Annotated in this window: 15 protein-coding genes; 6 read left to right on the forward strand and 9 right to left on the reverse strand. The window is 62.6% G+C overall.

All coding sequences use genetic code 11. The features are described from left to right. Positions 1–74: 74 nt before the first annotated feature. Positions 75–527: a cupin domain-containing protein gene (locus M0D68_RS10800; RefSeq protein ID WP_200620485.1), complete on the reverse strand. Its 453-nt coding sequence runs from the start codon at positions 525–527 to the stop codon at positions 75–77. Positions 528–865: 338 nt separating this feature from the next. Continuing rightward, positions 866–1,075, reverse strand: coding sequence for a DUF1059 domain-containing protein (locus M0D68_RS10805; protein WP_093633095.1), 210 nt, complete (start codon positions 1,073–1,075; stop codon positions 866–868). Positions 1,076–1,888: 813 nt separating this feature from the next. Between M0D68_RS10805 and M0D68_RS10810 the strand changes: the two genes are divergently transcribed. From M0D68_RS10810 to M0D68_RS10825, 4 genes are all read left to right on the forward strand, one after another. Next, entirely contained in the window at positions 1,889–2,770 is an 882-nt protein-coding gene (locus M0D68_RS10810) for an NmrA family NAD(P)-binding protein (RefSeq protein WP_200620483.1), read from the forward strand. 31 nt (positions 2,771–2,801) lie between these two features. Further along, a complete protein-coding gene (locus M0D68_RS10815) occupies positions 2,802–3,176 on the forward strand; it encodes a hypothetical protein (protein ID WP_093633092.1) in 375 nt (124 codons plus the stop codon). Between the two features lie 72 nt (positions 3,177–3,248). Next, positions 3,249–3,962 (forward strand): SDR family oxidoreductase, encoded by a 714-nt coding sequence (locus M0D68_RS10820; RefSeq protein ID WP_200620482.1) that lies wholly within the window; start codon positions 3,249–3,251, stop codon positions 3,960–3,962. A 162-nt stretch (positions 3,963–4,124) separates the two neighbouring features. Further along, positions 4,125–4,586, forward strand: coding sequence for a MarR family winged helix-turn-helix transcriptional regulator (locus tag M0D68_RS10825; RefSeq protein ID WP_266224228.1), 462 nt, complete (start codon positions 4,125–4,127; stop codon positions 4,584–4,586). Positions 4,587–4,849: 263 nt separating this feature from the next. Here the strand turns inward: M0D68_RS10825 and M0D68_RS10830 are convergent, their stop codons facing one another. From M0D68_RS10830 to M0D68_RS10840, 3 genes are all read right to left on the reverse strand, one after another. Then, positions 4,850–6,124, reverse strand: coding sequence for an MFS transporter (locus M0D68_RS10830; RefSeq protein WP_200620480.1), 1,275 nt, complete (start codon positions 6,122–6,124; stop codon positions 4,850–4,852). Positions 6,125–6,320: 196 nt separating this feature from the next. Further along, on the reverse strand, positions 6,321–7,247 hold the full coding sequence (locus tag M0D68_RS10835) for a LysR family transcriptional regulator (RefSeq protein ID WP_093633088.1): 927 nt from the start codon (positions 7,245–7,247) through the stop codon (positions 6,321–6,323). 13 nt (positions 7,248–7,260) lie between these two features. Then, positions 7,261–8,235, reverse strand: a complete 975-nt coding sequence (locus tag M0D68_RS10840; RefSeq protein ID WP_200620479.1) for a LysR family transcriptional regulator — start codon at positions 8,233–8,235, stop codon at positions 7,261–7,263. Between the two features lie 181 nt (positions 8,236–8,416). Between M0D68_RS10840 and M0D68_RS10845 the strand changes: the two genes are divergently transcribed. Together M0D68_RS10845 and M0D68_RS10850 are read left to right on the forward strand one after the other, a co-directional pair. After that, entirely contained in the window at positions 8,417–8,620 is a 204-nt protein-coding gene (locus M0D68_RS10845; RefSeq protein WP_200620478.1) for a 4-oxalocrotonate tautomerase family protein, read from the forward strand. A gap of 29 nt (positions 8,621–8,649) precedes the next feature. Then, positions 8,650–9,723, forward strand: a complete 1,074-nt coding sequence (locus M0D68_RS10850; RefSeq protein ID WP_200620477.1) for a nitronate monooxygenase family protein — start codon at positions 8,650–8,652, stop codon at positions 9,721–9,723. A 41-nt stretch (positions 9,724–9,764) separates the two neighbouring features. Here the strand turns inward: M0D68_RS10850 and M0D68_RS10855 are convergent, their stop codons facing one another. From M0D68_RS10855 to M0D68_RS10870, 4 genes are read right to left on the reverse strand one after another with little or no spacing between them, the layout of a single operon-like run. Continuing rightward, positions 9,765–11,390 (reverse strand): TolC family protein, encoded by a 1,626-nt coding sequence (locus M0D68_RS10855; RefSeq protein ID WP_266224229.1) that lies wholly within the window; start codon positions 11,388–11,390, stop codon positions 9,765–9,767. Next, positions 11,377–13,527: an FUSC family protein gene (locus M0D68_RS10860; RefSeq protein WP_266224230.1), complete on the reverse strand. Its 2,151-nt coding sequence runs from the start codon at positions 13,525–13,527 to the stop codon at positions 11,377–11,379. Before M0D68_RS10860 ends, M0D68_RS10855 begins: the two co-directional genes overlap by 14 nt. Next, entirely contained in the window at positions 13,508–14,557 is a 1,050-nt protein-coding gene (gene mdtN / locus M0D68_RS10865; RefSeq protein ID WP_200620474.1) for a multidrug transporter subunit MdtN, read from the reverse strand. The genes M0D68_RS10860 and mdtN overlap by 20 nt, the downstream gene beginning before the upstream one ends. Then, positions 14,554–14,832, reverse strand: a complete 279-nt coding sequence (locus M0D68_RS10870; protein WP_200620473.1) for a hypothetical protein — start codon at positions 14,830–14,832, stop codon at positions 14,554–14,556. Before M0D68_RS10870 ends, mdtN begins: the two co-directional genes overlap by 4 nt. Positions 14,833–14,847: the final 15 nt, after the last annotated feature.

Raw genomic sequence — 14,847 nt, forward strand, 5'->3', positions numbered from 1 at the left:
CGACCTCGCGCCGGCAGCACGGAAATATGGGCATCTACGGCAAGATGCATCGTCACTCAGCTCACTCAGCTCAATCAGAGCGATGAAGGCAGAACGCTCGACCAGTCAGGCAAGGCATCAAGATCCGGCCGCATTGTGACGCTTTCCTGTTCGTTGGGATCGGTTCGGGCGATTACCGCGACACAAGGCTCATCCGCGCTCGCGTTGTACGGAACATGCGGCATCCCTGCCGGGATGTAGAAGAAATCTCCGGCCCGAACCACCGCATGGCGCTCCAATCGTTCGCCATACCAGCATCCCGAGATGCCGCTCAGCTGATAGATGGCCGTCTCATGCTCCGCATGGAGATGGGCTTTGGCCCGGGCAGCCGGCGGAATTGTTGCTAGCTGAAGATGCACATGCTTCGATCCCACACTTTCAGATGAGATACCTACCGCATAGGTCAGCCCTTGCTTCCCCTCGAACTGTGGGCCAGCTTGCACCAGTTGACAGGTGGGAGTGTCAGGTTTGTTTGCGCTGATGTTCATCGCTTCTCCAAACAATGAGCGCCGACGTCGGCGAAATAGCGTGCATACGACCGCAGATTACACCCGTTCATTGTTTGAAAACGGTCGTTCTTTATCGGCAGATGCCGGGCCAATTCCATACGTTCATCATCGGGAGAGCGGAGACGTTCGAACGGCTGACCGCTGAGCCTGGAAAAGGACAAAAAACCGGCATCCCAGTTTTGCCGGTCTGCTGTATTGAGTTGGCCAGGAAAAAGGACGAATGATGCTCAGGTTCCTCAAGCGCCTGTTCAGCAACAGCAAGCGGAATCGGTTGGGACCGTCGCAGACAGACCGGGCACTCGAGACTCGGCGAACGTTCAGAGGTCGGGCGCCGCGTTCCATTTTGGTTTCATTTCTTTCCCCCACTTCTGCGGATCTTGTTTGTGCATCTTTTCCATTTCCTTCGCGACATCCGGATGCTTTTCCATGACGTGTTTCGTCATGACTTTTACCATTTCATCCCATGATTCAGCCGATAACTCCTGATCACATTGGCCGCCGAGCTCCTTGCACGTCATGGTTTTCATTTGGAATCTCCTTCTAACTTCTACCAGTAATATGGGCGCGAGATAACACTTACAGACACGCGACGGCACATGTCGCCAGAGCCGGCGACGCATGCTGGATGCGAGGTTCAAATCGCGCGCAATTACTGGACCTGCCGTCATGAATTTAGGGCAGGTGAACCGCGCCGGAAGGCCAGACAGTGACCCGACGTCAGGTGCACACAAACTCCGGTCATTCAGATCACGCAGCCGAAGGACCGCTCCAGGTCGACAGGAGAAATTCGAGCCGAGGCCGATCTGGTGACTGACGGGGGCTGGCCGAACTTCCAGATCGGCCATTTTCAGTCGTTCGCTCGCGCCCGCGGATGGACACTCAAATGTCGGCTCCAGAGACAGTAGCGGCCCCTCACACATCTAGCTGATCAGTCGCATCTCGGCCTTTGTATTTTTATCGCTGACCTGCGCAAACGACAATTTGCGGTTTGGTTTTGGTACGGATCTACGCATCTGCGGGTAGTTCGGAATCTCGAGGCCCTTACTGATCTCAGCGCCCTCGTCACACCATAGGGAATCGCTTCGTCGATCCCAACGGTCGTAGATATTGAACATCTCGCCATTCAGATAAGCAGGGACGATATCGACACCTCCAGGCGCTTCGCATTGCGGGGCACCTACGCAGCAGCCCGTCGATGCGTCGCTAGCAATGCCGCCAGCCGAATCGAGCGTGGTGTCCCTCGGGCTGCGCAAGAACCAGAAAAACTTGACAATGCGAGCACATGCTCCTATTCTTGCCTCAAGAGAGCATATGCTCTTACTTTCAAATGGAGCGAAGCGATGAACGAGGCTGAGATTCTTGTGAGCGGTGCGACCGGGCGGACCGGAGGTATTGCCATTGACGAACTGCTCAAGATGGACAAACGCGTGCGGGCATATGTGCGCACAGATGACGATCGAGCGGCCGCCCTGAGGCAGCGCGGTGTCGATATCGCGGTCGGGGACTTCACCGACATCAACGACATTCGGGCAGCGATGGAAGGAATCCGATCGGCCTATTTCCTTCATCCAATCGCGCCCGGAATCATCGGGGCCGCGGCCTATTTCGCGCAGGCAGCAAAGGAAGCGGGCGTCACGTCGATCGTCAACATGTCGCAGATTTCCGCACGCCGGGAGTCGACGAGCCACGCAGCACAGGACCACTGGGTTTCCGAGCAGGTCTTTGATTGGTCAGGTGTCGCGACTACGCATTTGCGCCCCACCTTCTTTGCCGATTGGCTCGTCTATCCGCATTTTGCAAGGGAGATCTGGGCCACGAGGAAGATTGAATTTCCCTTTGGCAACGGCCGTCACGCGCCCATCGCCACCGATGATCAGGGACGCGTCATCGCCCATATCCTCGCCAACCCCGAAGGCCACGAGGGCAAGACCTACACGCTCCACGGCCCCGTCGAGATGAACCATGTCGAGATCGCAGCCGCGATGAGCGAGGTTCTCGGTGCCCGGATCGAATACGCGCCGACTTCTATCGAGGAATTCCGAATCAAGATGGAAACCCTTTACAAGTTTCCGCCGTTCCTCACGCAGCATCTGGTCGAAGTCGCGCAGAACTACCGCGACGGCATCTTCTCAGGCACCAACGATGCCGTCGAGAAGATCACCGGAAAGCCGCCGCTTTCGGTCCAGAATTTCGTCGCCAAAAATCGGGCCGCATTCGTGTGAACACGTCCTTAAAGCGAATCGAGGTTTGAAAATGTCACTCACCCAAGATGAACGTCACCCGTTTCTCGATGATCTGACGGCTGACGCGGAGCTGGTCAGCTCAGTGTTGCGCAGTCCCGTAGTCGGGCGCGACGACATCCGCCTCGCCGTCGACGCCGTCGGAACCTTCTACGTCTCACAGACGCCCACGTTTCTTCATACCGTCGGCTCGCGGCTTTTTCTTGAATACGAGGCTGTTCTGACGAGCGGCGAGAAGTTGAGCGCGGCCGTTGTCGTCGATCGCAACTCCGACGGATCGGTGCCGCGTGTCAGTGTGCGGATGAGCCCGCTTGGCGCTGTACTGACTCTCGCCACCCATCTGCGGGAGGCGCTTTCGAAGCAGTTGCCGGAAAACATCTTTCTTTGAACCAAACACCCGCAGGCTAGTGGCGGGAGTTGACTCTCCCGCCGTATGCGGCTTTTGAAAGAGGAGCTTGTCATGGATATCAGGAACGCTACCGTCTTCATCACCGGTGCCAATCGTGGCTTGGGCCTGGCTTTTGCACGAGAGGCACGTCGGCGCGGCGCGGCGAAAGTATACGCAGGCATGCGCAACACGAGCGGTTTCGACGAGCCAGGCATTGTGCCGGTCAGGATCGATGTCACGGATACGGCGTCGATCGCCGAGGCCGCGAAACTGGCGGCAGATACGACTCTGCTGATCAACAACGCGGGCATTGCCGCTCTGATCGACGGGCCTTTGGCGGCCGACGTGGAAGCGCAATCCACCCGCATGTTCGATACCAACTACTACGGCGTAGTGCGCGTCACACAGGCCTTCGAGCAGATATTGGCGGCCCAGCCGCATGCTGCCATCATCAACGTGCTTTCCGACATCGTGTGGCTTCCGCGGCCTTATCTGACACCGTATGCCGCGTCGAAGGCCGCAGCCTGGAGTTACACAAACCAGCTTCGCTTTCACCTGCACGAGCGTGGCATCCAGGTTCTGGGCCTGCACGTCGGGTTCGTGGATACCGATCTGACCAACGGCATTGACGTGCCGAAAGCCAGTCCCGAGGACGTCGTGCGACAGACCTACGACGCTCTCGCCGCCGGCAAGAGCGAGGTTATGGCCGACGAGGGGACAGCGGTGCTGAAGAGCACGCTTGCGGCCGAGATACCCGGCTACATCACACCGCCTGCAGGGCTTTGAACACCGAGATGACGCCGGTCGGTTTCAGCAGCGAGACATGAGGTGCGCAGTTCGCCGTACGCCAGCGCTGTCGCTCCCGGCTTTCATCGAAACATACCGCCGTACCTTCGCGCGACGCGCGCGCAGCGTTAGCCCAATTAACCGAAATCAGGAGTGAAACAGATGTTGCCGGTCAACCAGCCGCTTGGAATCGATCAATGCAACTGCTTCGCCGTGAGGAAAGCGAGCAGGCAGATCTCCCGACTCTACGACAGCCATCTCGAGCCCGCGGGTCTGCGCATCACGCAATTCCTCACCCTGGCCGCCCTAAACGAGGTGGGAAGTACCCCGGTCAATGCCCTTGCCGAACGGCTCGATATCGAACGAACGGCGATGGGGAAAATGGTTGGCTTCCTGGAACGCGACGGCTTCGTCACGATCAAGCCCTCGCCCACGGACGGCCGAAGCCGCCTTGTCGAACTCACCGAAGAAGGACGGCGTCTGCACGAAAGGGCGGCCCCTCTCTGGCAGGAAGCGCAGCGGAAGTTCGAGCAACTGAACGGTGTAGACAATGTTACGGCGTTGCGGGAGGGGTTGAGAGGGGTGGTCGTCGGCGACGTGTCGATGCATTCGTCGGAAGACTAAGCCTCCAGATGCATTGCGACAACAACATGATTCGTCAAACCAGTAATCATTCGAGGAAGGGCTATGAAAGGCAATTGCAGCGTTCGGTCATGGTGCTGCATTGCAGGGCGCGATTGTGGCGGCGAGCGATGCGTGGGCATTGCGCCGCTTGCCGCCCGGACACTCGCCGTTGCGGGAGGTTGAGCCCGCGTTGTAGTCCGGTGGCGCCCGTGTCCCGCTGCCGGCATTGTTTCTTTCGACGCGGAACAACACGCAGGACGCCGTCATGCGTGCGTCGGCCGATTGCGCACGGTTTGACCGAGCACAGCACAGGCAATCAACAGCGAACCCGTGACAAAGAACACAGCGTGCAGACCGAGATGGACGCCGATCACGCCACCGATCAGCGGTCCGACAACCTGACCGGCGAATTGCGCCGACTGAAGATACCCGAGCATCGTTCCCGACTGACTTTCCGTGGCCGTGTGCCGAACCAGCTTCGCGATCGACGGCAGCAGACCGGCCAGCGTCATCCCCATCAACCCGCGCAGAGCCGCCAGTTGCCACCAGTGCGTGACAAATGCTTGCGGCACCATCACGAGCCCGGTCAATACGAGGCAACCGATAATTACGTTCCAACTGCCGATCCGATCCGCCAGTGCGCCGAGCCGCGCAGCGGTCAGCATGCTGCCGAACGCAGAGCATGCCATCACGATGCCGGCAGTGCGGGCCAGATGGTCGGTCGGCACATTGAGGTGCGAGATATAGACGGTGATGATCGGCTCGATCGACATATTGGCGAGCAGCACCATCATCGCGGTGAGCAGCAGCGTAATCATCACGGTGCGGTTAGCCAGCTTCGGCGCTGTGGCGTGGCTCGAGGCGCGCGCTTTGGCGTCGGAGTCCGGGTGAAAATCCTCGCGTACGAACAGGATCGTCAGCAGCGCGGCGACTGCGATCATCGCGCCGCCTGCAAAGAACGTGCTGCGAATGCTGATCAACGAAGGCAGTACACCACCGACGAGCGGACCCACGAGACTACCGGCCAGCGAGCCGGTCGACAGGATGCCGAGCGCCCATCCCGCACGTTCGCGCGGCGCCTGGGTGCCGATCATCACAATCGACGCCGACGCATAGCCGCCGATCAATCCGGCCAGCAGCCGCAATATCACCAGTTCGGTCACGTTGTGCGCCATACCGATCAAGGACATCACGATCGCCATGCCGACCGCCGCCCTCACGAGCATTGGCTTGCGTCCGTAACGATCGGCCAGACGTCCCCAGAGCGGCGCCGTGACGGCCGTGCCGAGAAAGGTTGCACCGAACGCCACGCCTGACCACTGCACGATCGCAGCCTGCGAAGTCACGCCGAGTTGCTGCACGTACAGCGGCAGAAACGGCAGCAGCATGCTCAAACTAACCAGCGTGGTAAATGAGCCGAACACGCAAATGAACAGGTTGCGGCGCCAGTAGAGCGTGTTTCGTGCGGCGTAGCTGGTGGTGTTGTTTGTAAAGCCGATCCCAACCTCACCGGCCGCGGCGTTAGCTGGCTGATTCATAACGCCCCCCGTGATCCGGCGCGCAACCGCGCACTGGCGATGAGCACCACGTTCTGTTCCGAGTCCATTGCCTGCTCCATGCGTTTGGCGTTGCAGCCAGGTTTGGCTGCAGCTGTTACCCATGGCGAGCAGTTTACGAACAAACACGCAGCGAGAGAATCGCCGCCGCGCGGCAGCTATTCTTCCGCGCGGCGGTTCAATCCGCGTCGGTGATCGCCTTGAGCGTGCTGAAATGGGCGCGCAGACGCGGGACCGCGAAGTCGACGAAAGCCCGGACTTTCGGCACCGCGAGACGGCCTTGCGGCGTGAGCAGATGAACAGGAAGCGGCGCCTGCTCGTGCCCGGTCAGCACGATCTTCAACGAAGCGTCGCGAACCTGTTCGGCGACGTGATACGAAAAGAGCCGCGTGACGCCGTGCCCGTCGACGGCGGAGGCCACCGCGCCCTGCACGCTGTTGACGATCAGCCGTGGCGTGAAGTGCACCGTCTGCGGCGCGGCGGAATTGTTCGACGACGGAAAGCTCCATGAATCGACGCCGAAATGCGTCATCGAAATAATCCGGTGCTGGGCGAGATCGGCGGGTTCCTTGAGGCGCGGGTGTTTGGCGAGATAGCGAGGGGCGGCAACCACCACGCGGCGTACTTCGCCGACCGGCATCGCGATCAGCGTCGAATCGGCCAGGTGGGCAATGCGCAGCGCGACGTCGATCCCTTCGTCGATTAGGTTGGCGGGGCGGTCGAGCAGGTAGAGGCGCGCGGTGACTTCCGGATACTGGTCCACAAACTCGTCGAGCAGCGGACGCAGAAAGTCCTGACCGGCGGCCACGGGCGCGGTCAGCGTCAGCGTGCCGCGCGGCGCCGCGCGTTCGCCGGCAATCATCAGATCGGCTTCTTCGAGGTCGGTCAGGATTCGCCGGCACGAGGCGGCGTAACGCTCGCCGGCTTCGCTCAGCTTGATCGTGCGCGTGGTGCGATGCAGTAGCGCCATGCCGACGTGCGCTTCGAGAAACGCGATGGCCCGGCTCACGGCGGCGGGCGAGCGGCCGAGGCGCCGGCCTGCCGCGGCAAGGCTGCCTTCGTCGAGGGCGCAGACGAACACCTTCATCGCATCGATTCGATCCATCGCCGGTCAGCCTTCAGGGGAGGGTCGAGGTGGCGTCGTCGTGCCGGGCGGAGCCGAGCGTCTCGACAAGAAAATCGACGAAGCGCCGTACTCGCAACGACACATGGCGCTTGTGGGGATACAGCAGCACGAACGGCCGCGAGGCGCCGCCGAACGCCGGCAAGACTTCCACCAGACCGCCCGCCGCCAGGTCCCGCTCAACCACGAAACGATACGTCTGGAACAGTCCCGCGCCGCAGCGCGCCAACGTCACGCCACCGAGTACGTCGCCCGCGCTCGAATAACCGCCGTCCGTGAAATGCTCCTGCATGTGCTCCCCGTCTTTGAACAGCCAGGGAATTTTGCGGCCACTGCTCGGCAGGTCGAACTGGATGCAATCGTGGTGCGTGAGGTCGTCGACCGACCTGGGCATTCCGGCTCGCGACAGATAAGCGGGACTGGCTACCACGACCAGTTCCGCGTCCTCGAGCTTGCGGGCAATCAGATTTGATTCACCCGGCGCGCTGCCGCGAATCGCCAGATCGAAGCCTTCTTCGGCGAAGTCGATGTTGCGATTGCTGATGTGGACGTCGACGTGCACTTGCGGATGTTGTTCGCGGAACGCCGGCAGGATGGGCAGCACGCGATAGTGCGCGTAGGGTGTCGGCATGCTGATGCGCAACACGCCGGCGGCGGCGGACTGCTGGCCGGTCGCTTCGCGTTCAGCGTCGAGAAGTTGTCCGAGCGCCTCGCGGCAACGCTCGTAGTATGTTCTGCCCGCGTCGGTCAGCCGGATACGGCGCGTGGTTCTGACGAAGAGCCGCACCTCCAGGCGCTCCTCGAGCCGCGACACCGAGCGGCTCACCGCCGCCGGCGTGACGCCGGCTGCGGTGGCGGCGTCCGTAAAGCTCTCCAGTTCCGCCGCGAGACAGAACAGCTCGATGCTGCCGAGCATCAAGTCGTCGAATTGACGCTTACTGGTTCGTTCGACGATTCGCGGGCTATTCATTACCTGGCGTATCAAATGAATTTGACATGAGCGTATTTATCGACGCGAGTGGCATAAGTATAGTGACTTACGTGGGAGCGGGACAGACATCGGGACGCCCCGCGGTGCCTGTGGATGGCGGACCGACTGCCGGCCGCTGGCAATCCCCCGTCGAACCTGGGGCAACTGAAAGGAGTGCATCATGCCGTACATCAAGATCGAGGTGACGCGCGAAGGTATCACGCGTGAACAGAAGAACGAGTTGATCAAGGGCGCCACCGATCTTATGGTGCGCGTGTTGCACAAGGACCCTGCAGCCACTTTTGTCGTAATCGAGGAAGTCGATACGGACAATTGGGGCTGGGGCGGTGAATCGATCACAGACATCCGAGCACGGCAGCGCTGAGCGCGTTGCGATTTCAAGGGGCTGAGGACATGAAGGACTCTCCGAATCTGCTCGCCCGGTTGGGCGTTGCCTTGCCGATCATCCAGGCCCCGATGGCGGGCGTGGGCACGCCGGCGCTAGCGGCGGCCGTATCGAACGCGGGCGCACTGGGCTCGCTCGGTGTCGGTGCGATGAACGCGCAGAGCGCGCGGGCGGCGATCCACGAAATTCGTGCGTTGAGCAGTAAGCCGTTCAACGTCAATCTGTTTACCCATGCGCCGGCCGTTGCCGATCCCGTTCGTGAGGCGCGTTGGCTCGAGTATCTGGCGCCGCACTTCGCGCGCTTCGGTGCGAAACCGCTTGCGGCGCTGCGCGAGATCTACACGAGTTTTGTCGAAGATGACGCGATGTTCGAGATGCTCCTCGACGAGCATCCGGCGATGGTCAGCTTTCACTTCGGCTTGCCGTCGGCTGCGAAAATCGCAGCGTTGCGCGAAGCCGGAATCGTGCTGGTGGCGAGTGCCACGAACCTCGACGAAGCCGCTCAGATCCATGCGGCCGGACTGGACGGCATCGTTGCGCAGGGCGCCGAGGCGGGCGGTCATCGGGGCAATTTCGACCCCTCAGTACCGGACGAATTGCTTGGCACCATGGCGCTCGTGCGGCTGATTGTTCGCGAGATTCCGCTGCCTGTGATTGCGGCCGGCGGCATCATGGACGGCGCGGGCATCGCGGCTGCGTTGGCGCTGGGCGCACAGGCTGCGCAACTCGGCACTGCATTCGTGGCATCGCCCGAATCGGTTGCGGATGCTGCGTATCGTGCCGCGCTGCTGAGTCCCGACAGCCGCACGACGTTCATTAGCGCGATTTCTGGACGGGCGGCGCGCGGCATCGAGAACCGCTTCAGTGAGTTGGGCGATGATCCAGCGCGCCCCGCGCTGCCTGACTATCCGATTACTTACGACGCCGGCAAGGCCTTGCATGCGGCCGCGAAAGCGCAAGGAAGCGCTGAGTATGCGGCTCAATGGGCAGGACAAGCCGTGCGGCTTTCACGTGCGATGCCGGCGGCGGAACTGGTTGAGACGCTAGTTCGTGAGATCCGTGAAGCGCAAACGAAGGGGTGATGCCGAGCGTTCAATCCGCAGTCGCGTCCACGACCGCTCGCTCACCAATTGTCCCGCATAGGAATCGAGTCAATCGAGCCAGTCGCCAGCGCAAGCGCCGCCGCTGCGGATAACGAACTGCTGTAACTATCGGCGTCCGCGTTCTTCGCTGCCAGCAATTGATTCTGCGCGAGCAACGCGTCGGTGACCGAGCCGACGCCGTGCCGATAGGCATCGAACGCGGCGTCATACGTCGTTTGCGCGGCGGCAAGCAACTCTTTCGACGCAGCCTGTGCGGCGAGACTCGTCTGCAGCGTATTCTGCGCGGCGACGATTTGCCGAACCGCTTCTTCGCGGCTTCGGGTGAGACGGGTCGACGCGCTGTCGGCATCGTTGCGCGCTTGCGCGAGCACGGCCGATCTCAGGCCGCCGTCATACAGCGGAATCGTCACGCCGACGATCACGCTGCCGCCGTAACGACCGCCGCTCAGGTTCACCGTCGGCAGTTGCTGGCCGATGGCCGGCACCGCCGAAATCGATGAACTGCCGGTGTTGTACGCGCCATTCGCCGAGAGGAATACCTTCGGCATGAAGTCCGACTCGGCCGCTTTCACTTTCGCCAGATTGACCCGCTCGGCTGCATAGGCGCTCAACACGTCCGGGCGTCGAGCGATGGCGGACGACACGATCCGGTCGATCGAGTCGTTCGTGATCGCCGGGAGCGTGTGCGCCGGCATCTCGGCGATCCTGGGTTTCGACAGCGGAGAAATCCCCATCGCGGCAATCAACGCGAGATAGCTGTTGCTTTCGGCGCCCTGCGCCTGGACGAGCGCGAGCCTGGCTTGCGCACGATTCTGATTGGCCTGTGCGACTTCGATGACCGTGCCGACGCCATGTTTGTAGCGCGACTGTGCGGCAGTGAGGATCGCTTCGGCGTTGTCGAGGCCCTGTTGTGTCGTGACGATGCGAGCGCGCGCGGCTTGATACGTGTAGAACGCGACGCTGACGTCGAAGATCACCTGTTGGTGAACCGCGGTGAAGGCGATGTTCGCCATCACCGAGGCCTGCGACGCGGCCTCGACACGCGCGGCGCGTCCGCCGAAATCGAACAGCAGCCATTGCAACGCGACCACCGAAGTCATGCCGTGCCCTGTTGCGGTCGACGATGAATCGCCAAGTACGGACGTCTCCGAATTATGAAAGCCGGCGTATTGCCCCATCGCCGCGACCGACAGTTGCGGAAGGTATGCGCTCTTCGCGATGCCGGCCGCGAGCGCTACGTTGCGCGCGTCGTTCCAGGCGATGCGCGTTAGCGGATTCGCCGACTCCGCAAGGTCGATCAGTTCGGGTAGGTCGTATGCATGCGCCTGCTCGAGTGCCGGCGGAGGTGGCACGGCAGCGAGTGCGGGATTGGCGGGGAGCTGGTAGCTGTGTGCAGCGGTAGTCGAGGGCGCTGAGCTAGCCGATGCAGCTGAAGCAGCCGAAGCCGAAGCCGAAGCCGAAGCCGAAGCCGAAGCCGAAGCCGAAGCCGAAGCCGGTCCCGGCACGATGGCGCCCGCCGCATCCGTCTGCGGTTGCCACGGACGATCGGGACTATCCGGCGCCATGTCCAGCGATGACGTGGCGCATCCAGCCAAACCCGCTGCGGCCAGGATCGCCAGTGCGAATGAAGGGTTAAGCCGGCGCATGAGTCGCGAGTCCCTTCGCTGCATCGTCCGACGCAGCGTGTTCGAGTTGAGTGAGGCGTGCATCGCTAAGGCGTAGCAAAGCGCTGCGTGTGTCGTCGTTGGCTGTGGCTTCCGGTAAAGCCGCATCTGGAGCGACGGGTAAAGGTGTGACCTTGGCGCCGGTTTCAGCCGCTGGCATCGGAAGCCCGTCCATGGCCCGCTTGATCCAGCCTTCAATCGCGGCATCGCCTGGTCGACGTTCCGCAAGCAGGAACATTGGCCCCTCCAGCGCATCGAGCTTAGCCAACGCGCTGCGGCGTTCGGCGATCCACTGCGCTTCGGGGCGAACCCACGACGGCTCGTAATGCATCAGCGCGATGTCCTGTTCCAGCGCGCCGCATTGAGCCATGGCGCTCGCGGCCTGCGCCCGGCGCGTGACGGCATCCGGCAGTGCCGTCAGTCGTTCCCATTGCTGCCGCAGCGCGGCGAGCCCGGTGTCGATGCGCGCGGCCACGGTGACCGGCCACACGCGCGTGAAAACCAGATAGACGACCACGTTGCCAATCAGGATCCCGATCGTGCGATCTCGAGCGACCGTCAGATCGTAGCCAGGCGCCGCGCCTTGCAACACGCACATGAAGAACACCAGGGCGATCTGGAAGCCGGCGTACGCCATCCGTGGCGAACCGAACGCGATCCACGCCGACAGCCATGCACCGACCAGCACGAGCGTCATCAACCCGGCGACGGACGTCAGCACGGGCGTGACGAACACGATCGCCGCGATACCCAGGAGCGCGCCCACCAGACACCCGGCGATCCGCAGTGTCATCTTCTCGACGGTTTCAGCGGTGGTGCCAAGCGACACCATGTAGACCGTGATGAAGCAGGTGTGAATACCGGGCCAGTTGATCTGCGAATAGAGCAGATAGCAGAACATGGCCGCCACGGTGGTTTTCAGCGCGTAGCGGACGTGTTCGGGATTGGTGAATGCATCCGGCAGGAAGAACCCGCCGCCCTTGGCGGCGGGGGGCGGCGTGGTCTTGACTTCGACTTGAGCTTGGGGTTGTACTTCGGTTCGCGCGGCGGTTTCGACTCTGCCTTCGGCATCAGTTTGCGCTTGGGTTCGCGCATCGGTCCGTCCATCGGTTTCGGTTTTGCCATCGCCTCCGACATCAGCTTGCGCCTCGACCACGGCGAAGCGCGTGATCGCATCGTGCAGATCCTCGACGACGAGCCGCGCGAGCGGCGTCAGTTCGGCCCCACTGGGCAGCTTGAGTTCGATGTCGATTGGATACCCACCTGCTTCAAGCATCTGCGCCATGTTCTCCAGCGTCTCGGCAACAGGCGCGGCGAACGATGCCGGCAGTCGTCCCGAAGCTTCGCGCACGGCAAGATCGGCCGCAACCAGAATCGCCAGCGTCGACGACACGGCTTGCCGAAGCGGCCCGACATCGTCACGCACCGACGACCCGTCGACGATCGAGAGCTTGAGCCACGTGCCGATTTCCGCGTCGCCGTCGCGCAGGCATGCGCTGAGTTCGTCGGCCGTCGCCTCGGGTTCGACCAGGCTCTGCGCCGCGACTCGCAGACGCTTCGCGAGCGCGCGGCCGACCAGCTTCCGTGGCGACGGCGCGATCAACAGGTTGACGCCAATCGAGATCCCAACCGGAATCGCGACCATCAGCCAGACGTAGAGCAGGGCGCGCGTCGCCACTTCACCGAACGGTACGCTGCCGAGTTCGTCGAGCGCAAAGCCGACGATCATCGCGAGGATCGCGCCCACCGGTCGCAGCTTGCTCGCCGAGGTGACGAACAGCAGACCGAAGGATAGCCCCGTGATGCAGGCAACTCGCCACATGGGATCGTCGAGCGCGAACATGGCTACCACCGTGACCAGGCCGATCATCAGCGTGACCAGCACCAGCAGCGCCGAGCTCAGTATCACGCTCAGCACCCGGTCGGGCCGGTTCAGGAAGAACACGACATAGGCGGAGATCGCCGCTTCCGGCGTGCCGTATGCGCTCGTCACGAACGCCGTCAGCGCGCAGATCAGCGCGATGCGCGTCGCCATCGCCGCGCGCCCGGGATAGGGCGCCAGCAGCTTCAGGATGTCGGCGGGGCCCGGTCGGGCAAGATCACCGGCAGGCTGCGCCATGCCGGACCTCGACTATCGCGCTCGCACCGATCCGCACCAGCCGGGCGGCCGGCTCGTCGAGCCGCACACGCACGGGGAAGCGCTGGGCGACGCGTACCCAATTGACGGACTGCTGCACGATCGGCAAGGTGCGTGGCAGATTGATACGGTCGGAATCGGCAACGCCCGCGCCGATGCCGACCACCTTGCCGTGGATCGCCTGGCTGCGGTCGATCATCGAATAGACGGTCGCACAATCGCCTGGCTCGATCCGAGCGAGCGCGCCTTCCCGGAAGTTGGCGACGGCAAACCATTCGTCCGCATGGACGAGCGTGAAGATCGACTGATGCGGCGCGATCGTCTCGCCCGCCAGCACCGACAGCCCCGTGACGAAGCCATTCTGCGGCGCGCGCACGACGGTGTCCTCGAGACCGCGCTGCGCAAGCGCGAGGGCGGCTTCGCGCGCGTGCACCGAGGCGATGGCGCCCGCTTCGTCGCCGATCGTCTGCGCCGTGGCCTGCTTCTGCTCCTGCGCCTGTTTGAGCGACAACGCCGCGTCACGCTGCGCGACTTGCGCCTGATCCAGTTGCTGAACCGGGACATAGCCCTTCGCCACGAGCGGCGTGAGCCGCTCCACGGTGCGGGTTGCCAGTTCGTAGTTGTGTGCCGCTTTGCCGGTCTGGTCGCCGGCGATGACCGCCGTGGCGCGCTCGCCGACAATCGACCGGCGTCGCGTGTCGAGCGACGCGCGGGCCAGTTCGAGGTCGGCCTGCGCTTGCGCGACTGCGAGCCGATAAGGCACAGGATCGATCTCGAAGAGCACGTCGCCCTTTGCAACCCGCTGGTTTTCTTCCACCGGCAGCCTGATGATCCGGCCGCCGACCGGCGACGCGACGTGGACGACGTCGGCATCGATCGTCGCGTCGTCCGTGGATGGAAACCGGGTGGTCCGGTCATAGCCGTACCAGGCTGCCGCGAGGCCGACTACGACGATTACGCCCGCGATTGCGCGGCCCTTGATGGAGGCTTTCCGCTTGCCGGCGATTTTCATAGAAGTTGCCCTGTTCCCGAAAGCCAGCAGAGCACGCCGACCGTCAAACCGATCGCCAGGCAGACGGAGAGTTGAAGCGGAACGATCTGCGCCCACCCCGTGGACACGAAGATCCGATGGGCGACCAGTGCGCCGATGAGTCCGACCACCGCGCTCAACAGCCAGAGCGGAAAGTAGGCGCCGAAGATTTCATACGACGGCGCACCGCGCAGCGTGCACCCCTGCAAGGACAGGCTAAGGGCAGCGACGGCCGGAAGATACCGCGTGCGGAGCACGGCCGGATCGCAGGC

It is taken from the genome of Paraburkholderia sp. SEWSISQ10-3 4 (genome assembly GCF_030464785.1).
GTDB lineage: Bacteria > Pseudomonadota > Gammaproteobacteria > Burkholderiales > Burkholderiaceae > Paraburkholderia > Paraburkholderia aspalathi.

Excerpts from the sequence above, each read along its gene's own strand:
- M0D68_RS10800 (WP_200620485.1), bottom strand. The coding sequence starts at position 527 with ATGAACATCAGCGCAAACAAACCTGACACTCCCACCTGTCAACTGGTG.
- M0D68_RS10805 (WP_093633095.1), bottom strand. The coding sequence starts at position 1,075 with ATGAAAACCATGACGTGCAAGGAGCTCGGCGGCCAATGTGATCAGGAG.
- M0D68_RS10810 (WP_200620483.1), top strand. The coding sequence starts at position 1,889 with ATGAACGAGGCTGAGATTCTTGTGAGCGGTGCGACCGGGCGGACCGGA.
- M0D68_RS10815 (WP_093633092.1), top strand. The coding sequence starts at position 2,802 with ATGTCACTCACCCAAGATGAACGTCACCCGTTTCTCGATGATCTGACG.
- M0D68_RS10820 (WP_200620482.1), top strand. The coding sequence starts at position 3,249 with ATGGATATCAGGAACGCTACCGTCTTCATCACCGGTGCCAATCGTGGC.
- M0D68_RS10825 (WP_266224228.1), top strand. The coding sequence starts at position 4,125 with ATGTTGCCGGTCAACCAGCCGCTTGGAATCGATCAATGCAACTGCTTC.
- M0D68_RS10830 (WP_200620480.1), bottom strand. The coding sequence starts at position 6,124 with ATGAATCAGCCAGCTAACGCCGCGGCCGGTGAGGTTGGGATCGGCTTT.
- M0D68_RS10835 (WP_093633088.1), bottom strand. The coding sequence starts at position 7,247 with ATGGATCGAATCGATGCGATGAAGGTGTTCGTCTGCGCCCTCGACGAA.
- M0D68_RS10840 (WP_200620479.1), bottom strand. The coding sequence starts at position 8,235 with ATGAATAGCCCGCGAATCGTCGAACGAACCAGTAAGCGTCAATTCGAC.
- M0D68_RS10845 (WP_200620478.1), top strand. The coding sequence starts at position 8,417 with ATGCCGTACATCAAGATCGAGGTGACGCGCGAAGGTATCACGCGTGAA.
- M0D68_RS10850 (WP_200620477.1), top strand. The coding sequence starts at position 8,650 with ATGAAGGACTCTCCGAATCTGCTCGCCCGGTTGGGCGTTGCCTTGCCG.
- M0D68_RS10855 (WP_266224229.1), bottom strand. The coding sequence starts at position 11,390 with ATGCGCCGGCTTAACCCTTCATTCGCACTGGCGATCCTGGCCGCAGCG.
- M0D68_RS10860 (WP_266224230.1), bottom strand. The coding sequence starts at position 13,527 with ATGGCGCAGCCTGCCGGTGATCTTGCCCGACCGGGCCCCGCCGACATC.
- mdtN (WP_200620474.1), bottom strand. The coding sequence starts at position 14,557 with ATGAAAATCGCCGGCAAGCGGAAAGCCTCCATCAAGGGCCGCGCAATC.